The organism is Paenibacillus sp. JZ16, from assembly GCF_015326965.1.
In the GTDB taxonomy this organism is placed as follows: Bacteria; Bacillota; Bacilli; order Paenibacillales; family Paenibacillaceae; genus Paenibacillus_AQ.
Map to the genome: position 1 here is coordinate 6311132 of NZ_CP017659.1, position 14751 is coordinate 6325882.

At 50.6% G+C, this 14751-nt stretch carries 15 protein-coding genes; 14 read left to right on the forward strand and 1 reads right to left on the reverse strand.

What is annotated here, in order from left to right:
- Positions 1-80: 80 nt before the first annotated feature.
- Together BJP58_RS28210 and nrdG are read left to right on the forward strand one after the other, a co-directional pair.
- The gene (locus BJP58_RS28210) at positions 81-2315 is read left to right on the forward strand and encodes an anaerobic ribonucleoside triphosphate reductase (protein WP_194541513.1); all 2235 of its coding nucleotides are present in this window, start codon (positions 81-83) and stop codon (positions 2313-2315) included.
- Positions 2312-2815, forward strand: coding sequence for an anaerobic ribonucleoside-triphosphate reductase activating protein (gene nrdG, locus BJP58_RS28215; protein WP_194541514.1), 504 nt, complete (start codon positions 2312-2314; stop codon positions 2813-2815). The genes BJP58_RS28210 and nrdG overlap by 4 nt, the downstream gene beginning before the upstream one ends.
- 76 nt (positions 2816-2891) lie before the next feature.
- On the opposite strand, the gene mnmA is transcribed toward nrdG, so the two are convergent.
- Complete coding sequence (gene mnmA, locus BJP58_RS28220) at positions 2892-4001, reverse strand: tRNA 2-thiouridine(34) synthase MnmA (protein ID WP_194541515.1); 1110 nt, start codon at positions 3999-4001, stop codon at positions 2892-2894.
- A 298-nt stretch (positions 4002-4299) separates the two neighbouring features.
- On the opposite strand from mnmA, the gene cymR reads away from it, so the two are divergent.
- The 12 genes from cymR to BJP58_RS28280 all read left to right on the forward strand — a co-directional run bounded on the left by cymR (position 4300) and on the right by BJP58_RS28280 (position 14747).
- Positions 4300-4719, forward strand: coding sequence for a cysteine metabolism transcriptional regulator CymR (gene cymR, locus BJP58_RS28225; protein WP_071222772.1), 420 nt, complete (start codon positions 4300-4302; stop codon positions 4717-4719).
- An 11-nt stretch (positions 4720-4730) separates the two neighbouring features.
- Positions 4731-5876 (forward strand): cysteine desulfurase family protein, encoded by a 1146-nt coding sequence (locus tag BJP58_RS28230; protein WP_194541516.1) that lies wholly within the window; start codon positions 4731-4733, stop codon positions 5874-5876.
- 139 nt (positions 5877-6015) lie between these two features.
- The gene (locus tag BJP58_RS28235; protein ID WP_071222774.1) at positions 6016-6537 is read left to right on the forward strand and encodes a PRC-barrel domain-containing protein; all 522 of its coding nucleotides are present in this window, start codon (positions 6016-6018) and stop codon (positions 6535-6537) included.
- A gap of 11 nt (positions 6538-6548) precedes the next feature.
- On the forward strand, positions 6549-6758 hold the full coding sequence (locus BJP58_RS28240) for a hypothetical protein (protein WP_071222775.1): 210 nt from the start codon (positions 6549-6551) through the stop codon (positions 6756-6758).
- A gap of 158 nt (positions 6759-6916) precedes the next feature.
- The gene (locus BJP58_RS28245; RefSeq protein WP_071222776.1) at positions 6917-7984 is read left to right on the forward strand and encodes an AI-2E family transporter; all 1068 of its coding nucleotides are present in this window, start codon (positions 6917-6919) and stop codon (positions 7982-7984) included.
- A 421-nt stretch (positions 7985-8405) separates the two neighbouring features.
- Positions 8406-11033 (forward strand): alanine--tRNA ligase, encoded by a 2628-nt coding sequence (alaS, locus tag BJP58_RS28250; protein ID WP_194541517.1) that lies wholly within the window; start codon positions 8406-8408, stop codon positions 11031-11033.
- 217 nt (positions 11034-11250) lie between these two features.
- Positions 11251-11511 carry an IreB family regulatory phosphoprotein gene (locus BJP58_RS28255; RefSeq protein ID WP_194541518.1) on the forward strand — a complete coding sequence of 87 codons (261 nt, stop codon included), beginning with the start codon at positions 11251-11253 and terminating at the stop codon, positions 11509-11511.
- Positions 11512-11523: 12 nt separating this feature from the next.
- On the forward strand, positions 11524-11937 hold the full coding sequence (ruvX, locus tag BJP58_RS28260) for a Holliday junction resolvase RuvX (protein ID WP_194541519.1): 414 nt from the start codon (positions 11524-11526) through the stop codon (positions 11935-11937).
- Between the two features lie 17 nt (positions 11938-11954).
- Complete coding sequence (locus BJP58_RS28265; protein WP_071222779.1) at positions 11955-12257, forward strand: DUF1292 domain-containing protein; 303 nt, start codon at positions 11955-11957, stop codon at positions 12255-12257.
- Positions 12254-12568 carry a DUF1292 domain-containing protein gene (locus tag BJP58_RS28270; RefSeq protein WP_233354791.1) on the forward strand — a complete coding sequence of 105 codons (315 nt, stop codon included), beginning with the start codon at positions 12254-12256 and terminating at the stop codon, positions 12566-12568. The genes BJP58_RS28265 and BJP58_RS28270 overlap by 4 nt, the downstream gene beginning before the upstream one ends.
- A 94-nt stretch (positions 12569-12662) precedes the next feature.
- Positions 12663-13706 (forward strand): endolytic transglycosylase MltG, encoded by a 1044-nt coding sequence (mltG, locus tag BJP58_RS28275; RefSeq protein WP_194545088.1) that lies wholly within the window; start codon positions 12663-12665, stop codon positions 13704-13706.
- Positions 13707-13814: 108 nt separating this feature from the next.
- Positions 13815-14747, forward strand: a complete 933-nt coding sequence (locus BJP58_RS28280) for a peptidase U32 family protein (RefSeq protein ID WP_194541520.1) — start codon at positions 13815-13817, stop codon at positions 14745-14747.
- Positions 14748-14751: the final 4 nt, after the last annotated feature.

The following is a 14751-nucleotide window of genomic DNA, read 5'->3' on the forward strand; positions in this document are numbered from 1 at the left end:
ACTATATATGGATGTAAATTGATAAAACGAAACTATATATAGTGTATAAATGATCTGAGAAGAAGGAGTTGATTCGTTTCATGAAAGTCATGAAGAGAGACGGATGCCTGGTGAATTTTGAGATAAGCCGGATTGTGAAGGCAGTGGATAAAGCTTTTATAGCTGTTGAGGGGGTGTCCCGCAAGGAGGCTTCCCTGCAGCTTGGCGAGGAGGTTGCCCGCGTCACCGCGGGGATGGAGCAGGTGAGTGTGGAGGATATTCAAGATATTGTTGTTGAACAATTGGAAAGCACAGGTTATGCAGCGGCAGCGGCAGCTTATCAACATTACAGGGAAGCCCGTGATCTGGAGCGGATGCGGCGGGGAGAACTCTACAAGATCAGCAGGGATGTGATTGGGGTAACGAATCTGGATCTGCTGCGGGAGAATGCGAATCTGAACGGGGAATCCTTCAGTGGAAAAATGAGTCGGATCGGCTCTGAGTATGCCAAATGGATGGCAAGCAAATTTATCCTGCCCGGAGAGCTCATGAGAGCGGTCAGGGATGGTTATGTGTACGTGCACGACCTGGACCAGTATGCACTCGGTACGACGAACTGTATTTTCATCCCGTTTGACCGTCTATTGGCCAAAGGGTTCAATACCGGTAACGGATCGGTCAGGCCGCCGCAGAGCATCATGACCGCGATGGCGCTGGTGGCCATCATATTTCAATCTCAGCAGAACAGTCAATTCGGCGGCGTGTCCGGAAATAAAATCGATTGGGATCTGGCCCCGTATGTCGGCAAATCGTTTCACCGGCATTTTCGGAAAGGGCTTGCCTACTTCGGAGAGGTGGAGCAGGGCAAGCATAGACCCAATGTACAAGTTCTTCCCGATAACGAATTATACATAGACAACAAGCAGTTGAAGGACTCTTATCCGCGAATATATCATTACGCATATAACGAAACGGTGAATGAAGTAAAACAGGCCGCGGAATCCCTGATCCATAATTTAAACACGATGAGCAGCCGGGCCGGTGGACAGATCCCTTTCACATCGCTGAACTATGGCATGTGCACGTCAACGGAAGGAAGGCTGGTGTCCCATGCTCTATTGGATGCCACGATGAGAGGACTCGGCGGGGGAGAGACGCCGATATTTCCGCAGCATATTTTCCAGTGCAAGCAAGGGGTTAACCAGGCGGAAGGGGAGCCCAATTACGATCTGTTCCTGAAAGCCGTTGAGTGCTCCAGCCGCAGGCTCTACCCGAACTTTGTCAACGTGGATGCGTCGTTTAATCTGGTCTACTATAACCCGGACGAGCCAGACACGATTATTGCCACCATGGGCTGCAGGACACGGACGATTTCAGACCGGTTCGGGCGAAACCGCCTGAGCGGAAAAGGCAATTTGTCCTTCAATACGATCAATCTGGTTCGTCTCGGCATCGAGCATGGTATCGTCGAAGGCAAGCGGGATATGCCCGACCTGAGCCTCTTCTACGAGCAGTTGGATCAGTATATGACGATTGCGGTAGAGGGTTTGATTCACCGCTACGAGCTGCAGGCGGACCAACCGGCCAAAGCGTCCGATTTTATGATGCGGGAAGGCGTGTGGGAAGGCGGCGAAGACCTGGCCCCGGAGGACAAGGTACGCGAACTGATTAAGCACGGCACTCTGGCACTTGGATTCATTGGGCTTGCAGAATGCCTGAAGGCGTTGACCGGACTGCATCACGGAGAGGATGAGAACAGCCGCAGGCTGGGAATCGAAATCATCCGGCATATGCGTCAATTCTGCGATGCGGCCAGTGAAAAATACGATCTGAACATTACGTTGTTTGCCACGCCGGCAGAAGGGCTGTCCGGAAAATTCACGAAGCTGGACCGGCAAACCTTCGGTGTGATCGAGGGTGTGACAGACCGTGAGTACTATACGAACTCGTTTCATGTTCCGGTGTACTATCCGATGGCCGCGTACCGCAAAATCCGTTCCGAATCTCCTTTCCATGAGCTGTGTAATGCAGGAGCGATTTCATATGTGGAGCTCGACGGCAATGCCCGGCAGAATACGGCTGCTTTTCGGGACATCGTGCAGTTTGCCCTGCAGCAGAACATTGGATATTTCTCCGTAAACCATCCCGTCGACCGTTGTTCGGCATGCAACTACGAAGGGATCATCGGAAGCTCTTGCCCTGGATGTGGCGCTACTGAAGACAATGGGAACTTCCAGCGGCTGCGGAGGGTGACGGGATACCTTACGGGCAATTATACGGAGCGCTTCAATTCGGCCAAACAGGCTGAGGTCAGGGATCGGGTGAAGCATCTGTGAATGTGTGCGGATATATCCCCGAGAGCATTAATGAAGGCCCGGGACTTCGGGCAGTTCTATTCGTGAGCGGCTGCCGTCATGCCTGCGCCGGATGCTTTAATACGGATTCCTGGGACTTTGAAGCGGGGGAGCCGTTTACAGAAGAATTGTCAGCGTCCATACTGCAGGATATCGTCGACAACCCTTTGCTGGATGGCGTGACCTTATGCGGTGGGGACCCGTTCTTCTCGCCGGAGGAATGCGCGGCATTTGTTCGCAAGCTCAGGACCCTCTGTCCCGGGAAAAGCATATGGGCCTACACGGGCTTCACCTTTGAAGCGCTGATGAGACAGCCGAAGCTGCGCGAATTGGCAAAACAGTGCGACGTTATCGTGGACGGTAAATTCCAGTTGGAGCTAAGGGATGTCTCGCTTCCCTTCCGAGGCAGCTCGAATCAGCGTTTCATTGACGTATCCGCCAGCCTGGAACGCGGAGAAACGGTAGAATATGTTCTTCGCTAACATGTAAAAAAAGAGCACACACTTTACGGAATCTTCCGGTTAAAGTGTGTGCTCTCTTTTCGTTTAGGCCAGCGGTTTAATAAGGAACTTTATCCGCCGTTTCGATCGTTCCGCCGCCAAGGCATTCGTCCCCTTGGTAGAAGACAACGGCTTGGCCCGGCGTGATTGCTTTTTGCGGCTTCGCAAACGCGACATGAACGGTTCCGTCTTCGCGCGGCGTTATCGTTACTTCCTGGTCCGGCTGACGGTAGCGGAATTTCGCGGTGCAGGTGTAGGCGTCTTTGGGCATAGCGTCTTGTCCTGCAATCCAGTTCATTCCGGAGGCAACGAGTCCGGTTGAATACAAACACGGATGGTCGCCTTGAACAACGTACAAAATATTGTTAGTCAAATCCTTGTCGGCAACAAACCAAGGCTCTCCGGAGCCTGAGCCGCCAATTCCGAGACCTTGGCGTTGTCCCAGCGTGTAGTACATCAGGCCATCATGGCGGCCTTTCACCTCACCGGTGACAATGTCCACCATATCGCCGGATTGTGCGGGGAGGTATTGTCCAAGAAATTCTTTGAAATTCCGTTCGCCGATGAAACAAACGCCGGTGCTGTCTTTTTTCTTGGCGGTATACAGTCCGGCTTCTTCGGCGAGTCGGCGAACTTCCGGTTTCGGCAGATGCCCGATCGGGAACATCGCCTTGGAGAGCTGCTCTTGGCTCAGCGCATTGAGGAAGTAGGTTTGATCCTTGTTGCTGTCTACGCCGCGCAGCAGCCGGTACTGTCCGTCTTCTTCGATGACGCGGGCGTAATGGCCGGTAGCGACATAGTCGGCTCCCAGATCCATGGCCTTGTTCAGAAATTCGCCGAATTTGATTTCACGGTTGCACATGACATCGGGGTTCGGCGTTCTCCCAGATTTATATTCATCGAGGAAATAGGTAAATACTTTATCAAAGTATTCCTTCTCGAAATTGACGGTATAGTAGGGAATGTCGAGCTGCTCGCACACGCGGCGCACGTCTTCAGCGTCCGCTTCAGCTGTGCAGTAGCCAAGCTCATCGGTATCATCCCAGTTTTTCATAAAGATGCCGATCACTTCATAGCCCTGCTGTTTGAGCAGGAGCGCTGTTACGGAGGAGTCGACTCCTCCCGACATGCCGACAACGATACGAGTGTTATGTTTTTCTTTTGACATCGTTATCACCATTTTCATATTGAATTGTGCCCATGGAGGTATTTTAACATATTGGAACAAGGTTCACACGTTTCATTTTGTCCACTCAGGGTGAACATTTTTCAATCTTTCCAGCTGGAATATTACCCATTGAGGTCCAGGATATGTTACCATAAGCTGAGGGTAATGATCGGAATACGGAGAAAAATACAGGATAAGCTGCTTCACACGTAGATTACGCCGTATTTATCGCTCACCCGCCACCTACAACTCATTACAGTATGGACATAATATACAATTACCGAAAGAGGTGTCACCTTTGAAGATATCAACAAAAGGAAGATACGGATTAACCATTATGATGGAGCTGGCCGCCAGGTTTGGTGAAGGGCCGACTTCGCTGAAGAGCATTGCCGAGAAGAACCAGCTGTCAGAACATTATCTTGAGCAGCTGATCGCACCGCTGCGGAATGCGGGGCTGGTCAAAAGCATCCGCGGCGCATACGGAGGCTATATCCTGTCCCGTGATCCGGCATCCATAACGGCCGGGGACGTCATCCGCGTACTGGAAGGACCGATATCCCCTGTGGACTTCACGGAAGAGGACGATCCGGCGAAGCGGGATCTGTGGCTGCGCATCCGCGACAGCATTGCTGAAGTGCTGGATTCCACGACGCTGGATTATCTGATCAACTATCAGGAACAGTCTGCTGCAGACAACTATATGTTCTATATTTAAGGGTGACGGATATGAGATCAGTATATTTGGATCATGCCGCATCAACCCCGGTTCATCCGGAGGTTGCCGAGCGGATGATGAAGGTGATGACAAGCCAATACGGCAATGCTTCAAGCGTTCATGCTTTTGGACGGGAAGCGAAGAAGATCGTGAATGGGGCGCGTGATCGAATTGCGTCCCTTTTAGGATGCCAATCGGACGAGCTGGTGTTCACGGCCGGCGGAACCGAGAGCGATAATCTGGCTATACTTGGATTGCTGGAGTCGCTAGGTGTGAAGGGCAAGCATGTGATTACGTCGGCGATTGAACACCATGCGGTGCTTCATACATGCCATGAGCTGGAACGGAGGGGCTGTGAGGTTACCTATGTCCCCGTCGACTCTACCGGGCGTGTCTCTGTGGAGGACATTGCGGGTGCAATTCAGGACAACACAGTGCTTGTCACCATTATGTATGGCAACAATGAAGTAGGCACCGTTCAGCCGATCAGCGAAATCGGCGAGCTCTGCCGCAGCCGGGGCATCGTGTTTCATACCGATGCTGTTCAAGCCTTGGGATCGGAAACGATCAACTGCCGCGAGCTTCCTGTGGATATGTGGAGTTTTTCCGCCCACAAAATCAACGGACCCCAGGGCGTCGGAGCATTGGTTGTCCGCAGAGGTCTCAGCGTATCTCCGCGTCTGTTCGGAGGGCTGCAGGAGAAGAAGCGTCGCGCCGGAACAGAGAATATGGCTGGAATTGCCGGTTTTACAGCAGCAGTGGAATGGACCGTTCATAATATGGAGGCGCGTATCCGGCATTATCGCGAGCTGAGATCGACGCTGCTTGAAGGGCTTCGTCAGGAGATTGGCGAGGATGATTTTGTGATCAACGGAAATTCGGAACATTACCTACCTCACATCCTAAATATCAGCTTTCCCGGTGCCAACACGGAGACGATGCTGATGAACCTCGATATGGAAAGAATTGCGGCGGCAAGCGGCTCGGCTTGTACGTCGGGATCTCTGGAAATATCCCATGTACTCCAAGCAATGAAACTTTCTGATCCTGTTTTGCGCTCCGCGATTCGTTTTAGTTTCGGTTTGGGTAATACTACACAAGAAATGGAGTACACAGCCCAAAAAATTGGAACCATCCTTAATCGGTTACGTAAATAGATGTTAAGGGATTTCTCCTTCTAGGGAATAGGGGGTATGCGTTCGTCCATTTCATCCTTGGAAATGGCCCGTCAGGCTAACGAAATTTTGACCGGCGGCTGATTTCAAACCATGAAGGATGAGGAGGTGTCCACTGTATATGAAACTTCAAGAAATGATTGGACTGGCTGTATTCGACGTGGAGAACGGTAAGGAAATCGGCAAAATCCACGATTTTATACTAGATGAGAACTGGTTGATTACCGGGTTGGAGTTGGAAGGCAAGGCTTTGTTTTCCTCGCATGTGAAAAGCGTCTCATGGGAAGATATCGTAGCATACGGGGAAGATGCCGTCATGATCCGGAGCCAAGAGGCTGTCCGCAAGCTGGGCGCCAATGATATACCGCTTACGTACCTTTTGGGCAAGCGCAAACTGAAAGAGATGCAGGTCTTGACAGAGGATGGTATCCTGCTCGGGCGTATATCGGATGTTTATTTTGAGCAGGAACAGGGCAATACAATACTAGGGTTGGAAATATCCGATGGATTTGTCTCGGATTTGATCGAAGGTCGCAAATGGCTGCCTTGCACAGCGGAAATGGCTATCGGCGAAAGTGCCGTTATGGTACCCCCGATGAGCGAACAGCGTCTGGAAAAAGCCATTAATTCTGTGAACGGATAGGGTGAGGTAGGATGAAATGTCCAAACTGTAGTTCCAAAGATATTGGGAAAATCGGCTCCCACCAGTTTTATTGCTGGGGTTGCTTTATCGAATTGACAGTCAACGGAGAGAAAATGTCCGTATACCAGGTAGAAGAGGATGGGACGCTCAGCTCGCTGGATGATTTGTTCTTCGGTGATGAAATGCAGCCGGATTTCCCTCCTATGCACGCGTCTTCCTAAAGAACGCGTACATATTGTAAGATAACGACTCCTTGCTGAAGGCCTGTACGGCTGACGAAGCAGGAGTCTTTTTCACTTTGTCCGGCGGAAATGTTAGTTTATTTCTGGATGCTTGTACATATACTACAGAGTAGCTTTCGAAAAAGGAGGGTGCCTGTGTGGAACAGCTGACCGAAAACAAATGGTTTCGATTGTTGGTATGGTTAATGCTCGGACTCATCTCTCTTTACTTTGTCTGGCTGCTGCGTCCGCTGTTTCTGGATGTCTATCGATTTCTCAAAGCTGTCCTGGCGCCATTTCTGGTTGCCATGATCATATCTTATGTGCTCAATCCGGTTGTATGCATGCTCTCTGACCGCAAAGTTCCGCGGAGCATGGCGGTGCTGCTCATTTATGCCGTCTTTCTCACGTCGCTTGCCGTCATTCTGATGAACATGATTCCGATGCTGATTCGACAGCTGGAGGAGCTCAACGAGCACTTGCCTGAATTAACGATGAACGCCCAAAGCTTGATGACCAATCTGGACAGCAGGCTGCTGCCTCCGGGAGTAAGGACAGGCGTCAACAGCTGGTTCTTGCAGATGGAATCGAGGCTGGCCGGAGGGATCTCGGATTTCATGGACAATATCGGCAACACGATTAATATCCTGTTTAACGTGTTAATTGTTCCATTCTTGATCTTTTACATATTAAAAGATTTTGAGGTGTTCCAGCGAACCGCAGTATCCTATCTGCCGCGGAGCCGCCGGAAGTCGATTGTTACGCTGCTTAAGGAAATCGACACGGCTCTTGGAAACTATGTTCGCGGACAATTCCTGGTATGCTTAATCATCGGCGTACTGGCTTATGTAGGCTATATGATCGTTGGTATGCCTTACGCACTGCTGCTGGCAAGCATCGTGGCGGTGTTTAACATCATTCCGTATTTGGGCCCTTTTCTCGGGGCGGCTCCTGCGCTTGTGATGGCGTCCACGATTTCCTGGAAGATGGTGCTGCTGGTGGTGGCCGTTAATATGATCTGCCAGACGCTGGAGAGCAACATCATTTCGCCCCAAGTGGTGGGGAAAAAGCTGCATATGCATCCGCTCCTGATCATTTTTGCGCTCCTTGTCGGCGGTCAGATCGCAGGAACCGTGGGCTTGATTTTGGCTGTTCCCGTCTTTGCCGTCATCAAAGTGCTGCTGCAGCATTTTTTCGCTTATTATGTCAGAAGGAAATCCGGTTGAAGACTCCAGTCTGTAGTGGCAATGTTCATGCATTGACAGATAGTTACGCCCTATATATACTTGAAATGATAAACCTATAAACGTACAAATCGATGAGAAAATCAAGTAGGCTTTGCGTACCTTGCCCAGAGAACAGGTTCCTGCCCGGAGAATTTCCGGCTGGCTGCGAGAACCTGGAAGCGAACCTAAGCCGAATGCTAATTTTTGAGTGTGATTCAAATTCACCGGGTGGCCCCCGTTATCCAGCCGTTACGAGGCGATCGTCACATATGTGATTCCAGGAGGACCCTGCTGGAGGATGAATGGACGATAACCAGGGTGGTACCGCGAGAACATCGTCCCTGAATTTAATTCAGGGGCGTTTTTTGTGTTCGGAACCAAGTGATCCGGACGCCATATTATGACTGGAGGAAGTGTAGAGATGAAAGCTAGTGAAATCCGTTCCAAATGGCTAGAGTTTTTTGCAGAGAAAGGCCACAATATCGAGCCAAGTGCATCGCTTGTTCCGCACAATGACCCGTCCCTGCTCTGGATTAATGCAGGCATGGCTCCGCTCAAGCCTTATTTTGACGGGCGTGTGAAGCCGGAGAATCCGAGAATTGCGAATTCGCAAAAATGTATTCGCACCAATGATATTGAGAATGTCGGCAAAACCCGTCGTCACCATACATTCTTCGAAATGTTGGGCAACTTCTCCATTGGGGATTATTTTAAAGAAGAGGTTATCACCTGGGCTTGGGAGTTCCTGACGGACAAGAAATGGATCGGCTTCGATCCAGAGAAACTGTCCGTTACCGTGTATCCGGAAGACGAGGAAGCCTTCAAATTGTGGAATGAAAAAATCGGACTTCCGAAGGAACGCATCATTAAGCTGCAGGATAACTTTTGGGATATCGGCGAAGGACCTTGCGGACCTTGTACCGAGATTTTCTATGATCGCGGTGAAGGATACGACACGGATGCTCCGGAATCCGAAATGTTCCCTGGCGGTGAGAATGAACGCTGGCTCGAAGTATGGAACCTCGTATTCTCCCAGTTCAACCACAACAAGGACGGCAGCTATACACCGCTTCCGAACAAGAACATTGATACGGGTGCGGGACTCGAGCGTTTTGCTTCCATCCTGCAAAACGTAGCGTCCAACTTCGATACCGACCTGTTCCAGCCGATCATCCAGAAGACGGCAGAGCTTGCCGGCGTTAAATACAATGAGAAGACGGAGTACGATATCGCGCTGAAGGTCATTGCAGACCATATCCGTACGGTTGCGTTCGCAGTAGGCGATGGCGTGCTGCCTTCCAACGAAGGCCGCGGTTATGTCATCCGTCGTTTGCTCCGCCGTGCGGTTCGTTACGGAAAGGTGCTCGGGCTGGACAAACCATTCATGTATACATTGACCGGTACCGTAGGCGATATTATGGGCGTATACTATCCAGAGGTCGTTGAGAAGCGCGCCTTTATCGAGAAGGTCATCGCAACGGAAGAAGAACAGTTCCACAAAACGCTCTCCGACGGCTTGAACATCTTGGCTGACGTTAGCGCCGAAGCGAAGAAGCAGGGCAAATCGGTCATCAGCGGCAGCGACGCGTTCAAATTGTATGATACGTATGGCTTCCCGTTTGATTTAACGGAGGATTATGCGTCCGAACACGGATTGACCGTGGACCGTGAAGGCTTTGATGCTGCGATGAAGGAACAGCGTGATCGTGCGCGTGCGGCCCGTCATGAAACGGAAAGCATGAAGATTCAAGGCGGCGTTCTTTCCGATTATACGGTTAAAAGTGAATTTGTTGGATATAATGACACCGTCAGCGAGGCGAAAGTACTCGCCATTGTTTCCGGTGACAGCTTCGCAGACAGCGTCAGTGAAGGCGAGACCTGTCAGGTCATTCTGGACGTTACCCCGTTCTATGCCGAAAGCGGCGGTCAGGTCAGCGACCAGGGGATGATAGAAGGCGGATCCGTTCGTGCCAGAGTGGAAGGTCTTTTCAAGGCTCCGCATGGACAGCATGTGCATTTCGTAACCGTAGAGCTCGGCGAGCTTAAAGTGGGCGATACGGTCAAAGCGCAGGTGGACTCCGCTATGCGCAATGATATCGTCAAGAACCATACCGCCACACACCTTTTGCATAAAGCATTGAGGGAAGTGCTGGGCGATCATGTCAATCAGGCAGGTTCCCTTGTTGAACCGCAGCGTCTGCGCTTCGACTTCTCCCACTTCGGCAGCATTACGCCTGAGGAGCTGGCCGATATTGAGCGCCGCGTGAATGAACAGGTATGGAAGAGCATTCCGGTCGTTATCGAGCGCAAGGCGATTGATGAAGCTAAGGCGATGGGCGCCATGGCATTGTTCGGAGAGAAATACGGAGATATCGTCCGTGTCGTTCAGGTCGGAGATTACAGCATCGAGCTGTGCGGCGGATGCCATGTAGCCAACACCTCCCAGATCGGAATCTTCAAGCTGCTTGGCGAGAGCGGTATCGGCTCCGGGGTTCGCCGCATTGAAGCCGTAACGGGACGTTACGCTTATGAGCATCTGGAAGGCCAAATGGATCTGCTCAAGCAAGCCGCAGGTTTGTTGAAGAGCAATCTTGCGGACGTGCCGAAGCGGATTGAAGGCCTGAACCAGCAGGTGAAGGATCTTGCCCGGGAGAACGAGTCCCTGCAAGGCAAACTTGGAGCGATTGAGGCTAGCCAGTTGACCGATAAAGTGAAGCAGGTCGGAAACACGTCGCTGCTTGCAGCTGAAGTGCAGGCTGGCAGCATGGATGGACTCCGCGGCATTGCTGACGAATTGAAGGGCAAGCTGCCGGAGGCGATCCTCGTGCTCGGCTCCAAAGCAGGCGACAAGGTGAATTTCGTCGTAGCCGTTCCGCAGGATCTGGTGAAGCAGGGCTATCATGCCGGCAAGCTCGTTAAAGAAGTGGCTTCGATATGCGGCGGAGGCGGCGGAGGCCGTCCGGATATGGCGCAAGCCGGGGGCAAGGATGGTTCCAAACTGACCCAGGCGCTGCAGCACGCCGAGGATCTCATAGCCCGGGGCGTGTAACAGATTTGTCCAGATTGTGTACAGCTGGCAATCGTAAGCGGGATCCAACGTTTTGCTGTACACAATCCCGAATTTTTTGGAACACTCTCTAAATATTTCGCTTTCGATTTCCGTAGAGACTTAGGATTATGTTATGATATAACTAGATCAAGCTGGTAAATATTTATTCGACGAAGCATGGTAAACATGTTCTTTGAAGAAGCGAGGTGTGTCACACATGGACTCCATAGATAAGACTGTCAAGTTCAATGTAAAAGGTGATGAAAAGGAGGCTTCCGCCCAGGACATTCTACTTTCGGTATACGATTCGCTGGTAGAGAAGGAGTACAATCCGATTAACCAAATCGTAGGGTATCTTTTGTCCGGGGATCCCGCTTATATACCTCGGCACAATAATGCCAGAAGTTTGATCCGGAAAAAAGAGCGAGATGAATTGATTGAAGAACTGGTCCGGTTCTATTTAGCCAGTCACCGTTAGGAGCACACAGGGATGAAGAAGATCATGGGATTGGATTACGGGGACCGCAGAATCGGTGTTGCCATAAGCGACGCGTTCGGATGGACGGCCCAAGGGGTTGAAGTTATCGAGCGCCGCCGTGATGAAGGCGAACTGGACAGAATTGCCGCACTCGTCAAAGATAACGAGGTCGGTGAAATCGTGGTCGGCTTGCCTAAAAATATGAACGGCACGATTGGTCCGCGGGGCGAAATCTGCATGGAATTCGCAAGCACATTGCGAGAGTCCCTATCCTTACCCGTTCACCTTTGGGATGAACGGCTATCAACAGTATCCGCTGAAAGGACATTGCTTGAAGCCGATGTCAGCCGAAAGAAGCGAAAACAGGTTGTAGATAAAATGGCGGCAAGCTTGATTTTGCAAAACTACTTGGATTCTAAAAGGTAAAGGTGAGGGTGATTACAATGGCTAATGAGCATATTGGTATGGAAGAAGAACCGGAAATTATTTATATTCCCGACGATGAAGGCAACGAGGAAGAATTCGAAGTCATCATGAAATTCGAAGTGGATGGCTCGGATGCTAAATATATGATGGTCGTACCAAGGGAGTCTGCCGACGAAGAGACAGACGAGGTCTACGCCTTCCGTTATGAGGAAGACGGAGACGACTTGAAATTGTTTATGATTGAAGACGATGAAGAATGGGCCATTGTTGAAGAAACCTTCAATACGCTCGTGGAAGAGCTGGACGGGAGAGACGAATGATGTCTGATTTTTCGGTTGAGAATATCGTATGGACCCAAGTACTTAAGGAAGCATTCGGTGAGAGTGTCGAGCTTGAGGACGATAAAGGCCATATCGAGGTTTATGATATTGCCGCCGAATTTGAAGTGGATGGTCAAGGGTATGCCATTCTGGTTCAGCCGGATCGAACCGATGAGGAGTACGAGGTGCTTCGTATCGTCAAGGGCGAGGACGGCGGATTGCAGCTGTCAACCATTGACGACGACGAGGAATGGGAGAATGTGTCAGAGCTCTATGATGAGCTGACGTTTCCCGAAGGAGACGAGGATTAAGTTCCCTCCTGCAGGAGCACATGCTTAATTTTCAAATGAAAGTTCAGGAAGGGGCGGAGCTGTCCGCCCCTTTTGGTGTGAAGGGATGAGTAGATTGAAGAAACTGGCAATAGCAGTATTGGTCCTGATCCTCCTTGCGGGCGGGGCCGTATTTTACGTATGGAATGGTTTACAGCCCGTTCAAAGCTCGGAAACTCCCGTCGAATTCACCGTGGAGTCCGGCATGAGCACGTCCTCTATCGCCGATCTGCTTGAGGAAAAGGGACTGATCAAGAATGCCCTTATACTTAAAGGTTATTTAAAGCTTAGCGGGGAAGGAAGCCGTCTGATGGCAGGAACCTATGAGGCAACCCCAGGCACTCCGTTCAAGGAACTGTTATCAAAGATGAACAAAGGCGAAGTGAAGCCCGAGGAGATGGTTCGTTTCACGATCCCTGAGGGATATACGATCCTTCAAATGGCGGAGACCATCGCTCAAGAGAGCGGAATCGATGAGAAGGAATTCTTGAAAGTTGTGGATCAGCCGGCCGGCTGGGATGTTCCGATTGCTGGAGAAATTCCCCAGGAGGCAGACCTCAGGCATCATCTAGAGGGATACTTGTTCCCTGCGACCTATAATCTGCCGAAAAAGGATATTACGGCAAAAGGTATTGTAGAAACCATGCTGAAAGAAACGGAGAAACGTTTGGCCGAAATTCCGGATTGGGAGAGTCAATTGGAGGCTCGCGGCGTAACGTTCCATGAACTCATGACCATCGCTTCGCTGGTGGAGCGGGAAGTGGTTGCAGATCAGGAGCGTGCCCTGGTGGCTGGCGTTATATATAATCGATTGGAAGAGGACATGAAGCTGGAAATCGATGCAACCGTACAATATCTGTTGGATAAACCGAAGGAACGATTGCTTTATGCCGACCTTGAGGTTGAAAGCCCGTATAACACATATCGTCAAAAGGGTCTGCCGCCTGGCCCGATCTCGAGCCCGAGCCTGGAATCGATTCAGGCTGCTTTGAATCCGGAGAAATCCGATTATTTGTTCTATGTAACAAAGAAAGACGGTACACAAGAGCATCTGTTTGCCAAAACGTATAAAGAGCATTTGAAGAATATCGAGACCAGCAAGAAGATGGCACAACAATAATATTACGTGTTGAGCAAGTCCGCTGATACGCTGAGTGACAAGGAACAGATCCAGCTCGTACTCAGAAGAGTCTTGTTGAACAACCTCTAAGTAGGGAGGAATTTTTAAATGAGTATCAAACCTGAATTATTGGCAGCAGCCGGGTCTCTGGCTGATGCCGCTGCTTACCTGGAAGCGGGAGCCGACGCACTGCTCGTTGGCGAGGATCGATTCGGCATGAGACTGCCTGGCAGTCTGACATTGGATGAAATAACCCAAGTCGTACATCTTGCTCATGAACGAGGAAGCAAAGTGTACGTCAGCTTGAACAACTTGATGACAAATGATTTGCTGCCCGAGCTACCTGCCTATGTTAAGGCGCTCGGAGAAATCGGGGTAGACGCGGTGGAATTTAACGATCCATCCGTACTCACTACCGTAAAAGAGCTGGCTCCACAGGTAAAACTTCATTGGAACGCAGAAATGACCGCCACCAACTATTCAACGGCCAATTACTGGGGAAGCAAAGGCGCCTCCCGGGTTATTCTTGCGCGTGAATTAAATATGGACGAGGTAACCGACATGAAGCCGCAGCTTCAGCTGGAAGCACAGGTTCAGGTTCATGGCATGACCAACATCTATCATTCCAAGCGGCGCCTGGTGAACAGCTATATGCAGCAGCAGGGCAGACCGGTGCATGAAGGCAGCCTTGGCAAGGAGCGCGGTTTGTTTCTCATTGAAGCTGAGCGTCAAGAAGAGAAATATCCGATCTATGAAGATATCAACGGAACCCATATTATGAGTTCGGAGGATATTTGCATTCTGGAGGATTTGCATCTGTTAATGGCAGCAGGCATGGACAGCTTTAAGGTTGAGACGCTGCTGAAGCCGCGGCATTACAATGAGCTGGTGATTCGAACCTATTGCCAAGCGATTGATTTATATGCTGCAGATGCATCCACTTATGCTTTTCAGGAAGAGTGGATGGACGGAATTCGCGCGATTCAGGATCCGGAACGTGAATTGTCGTTTGGATTTTTCTATAAGGAACAAGTTTATTAAGGAG

Coding starts and splice junctions, on each gene's coding strand:
- BJP58_RS28210 (WP_194541513.1), top strand. CDS start 81: ATGAAAGTCATGAAGAGAGACGGATGCCTGGTGAATTTTGAGATAAGC.
- mnmA (WP_194541515.1), bottom strand. CDS start 4,001: ATGTCAAAAGAAAAACATAACACTCGTATCGTTGTCGGCATGTCGGGA.
- BJP58_RS28230 (WP_194541516.1), top strand. CDS start 4,731: ATGAGATCAGTATATTTGGATCATGCCGCATCAACCCCGGTTCATCCG.
- BJP58_RS28235 (WP_071222774.1), top strand. CDS start 6,016: ATGAAACTTCAAGAAATGATTGGACTGGCTGTATTCGACGTGGAGAAC.
- BJP58_RS28240 (WP_071222775.1), top strand. CDS start 6,549: ATGAAATGTCCAAACTGTAGTTCCAAAGATATTGGGAAAATCGGCTCC.
- alaS (WP_194541517.1), top strand. CDS start 8,406: ATGAAAGCTAGTGAAATCCGTTCCAAATGGCTAGAGTTTTTTGCAGAG.
- BJP58_RS28255 (WP_194541518.1), top strand. CDS start 11,251: ATGGACTCCATAGATAAGACTGTCAAGTTCAATGTAAAAGGTGATGAA.
- ruvX (WP_194541519.1), top strand. CDS start 11,524: ATGAAGAAGATCATGGGATTGGATTACGGGGACCGCAGAATCGGTGTT.
- BJP58_RS28265 (WP_071222779.1), top strand. CDS start 11,955: ATGGCTAATGAGCATATTGGTATGGAAGAAGAACCGGAAATTATTTAT.
- BJP58_RS28270 (WP_233354791.1), top strand. CDS start 12,254: ATGATGTCTGATTTTTCGGTTGAGAATATCGTATGGACCCAAGTACTT.
- BJP58_RS28280 (WP_194541520.1), top strand. CDS start 13,815: ATGAGTATCAAACCTGAATTATTGGCAGCAGCCGGGTCTCTGGCTGAT.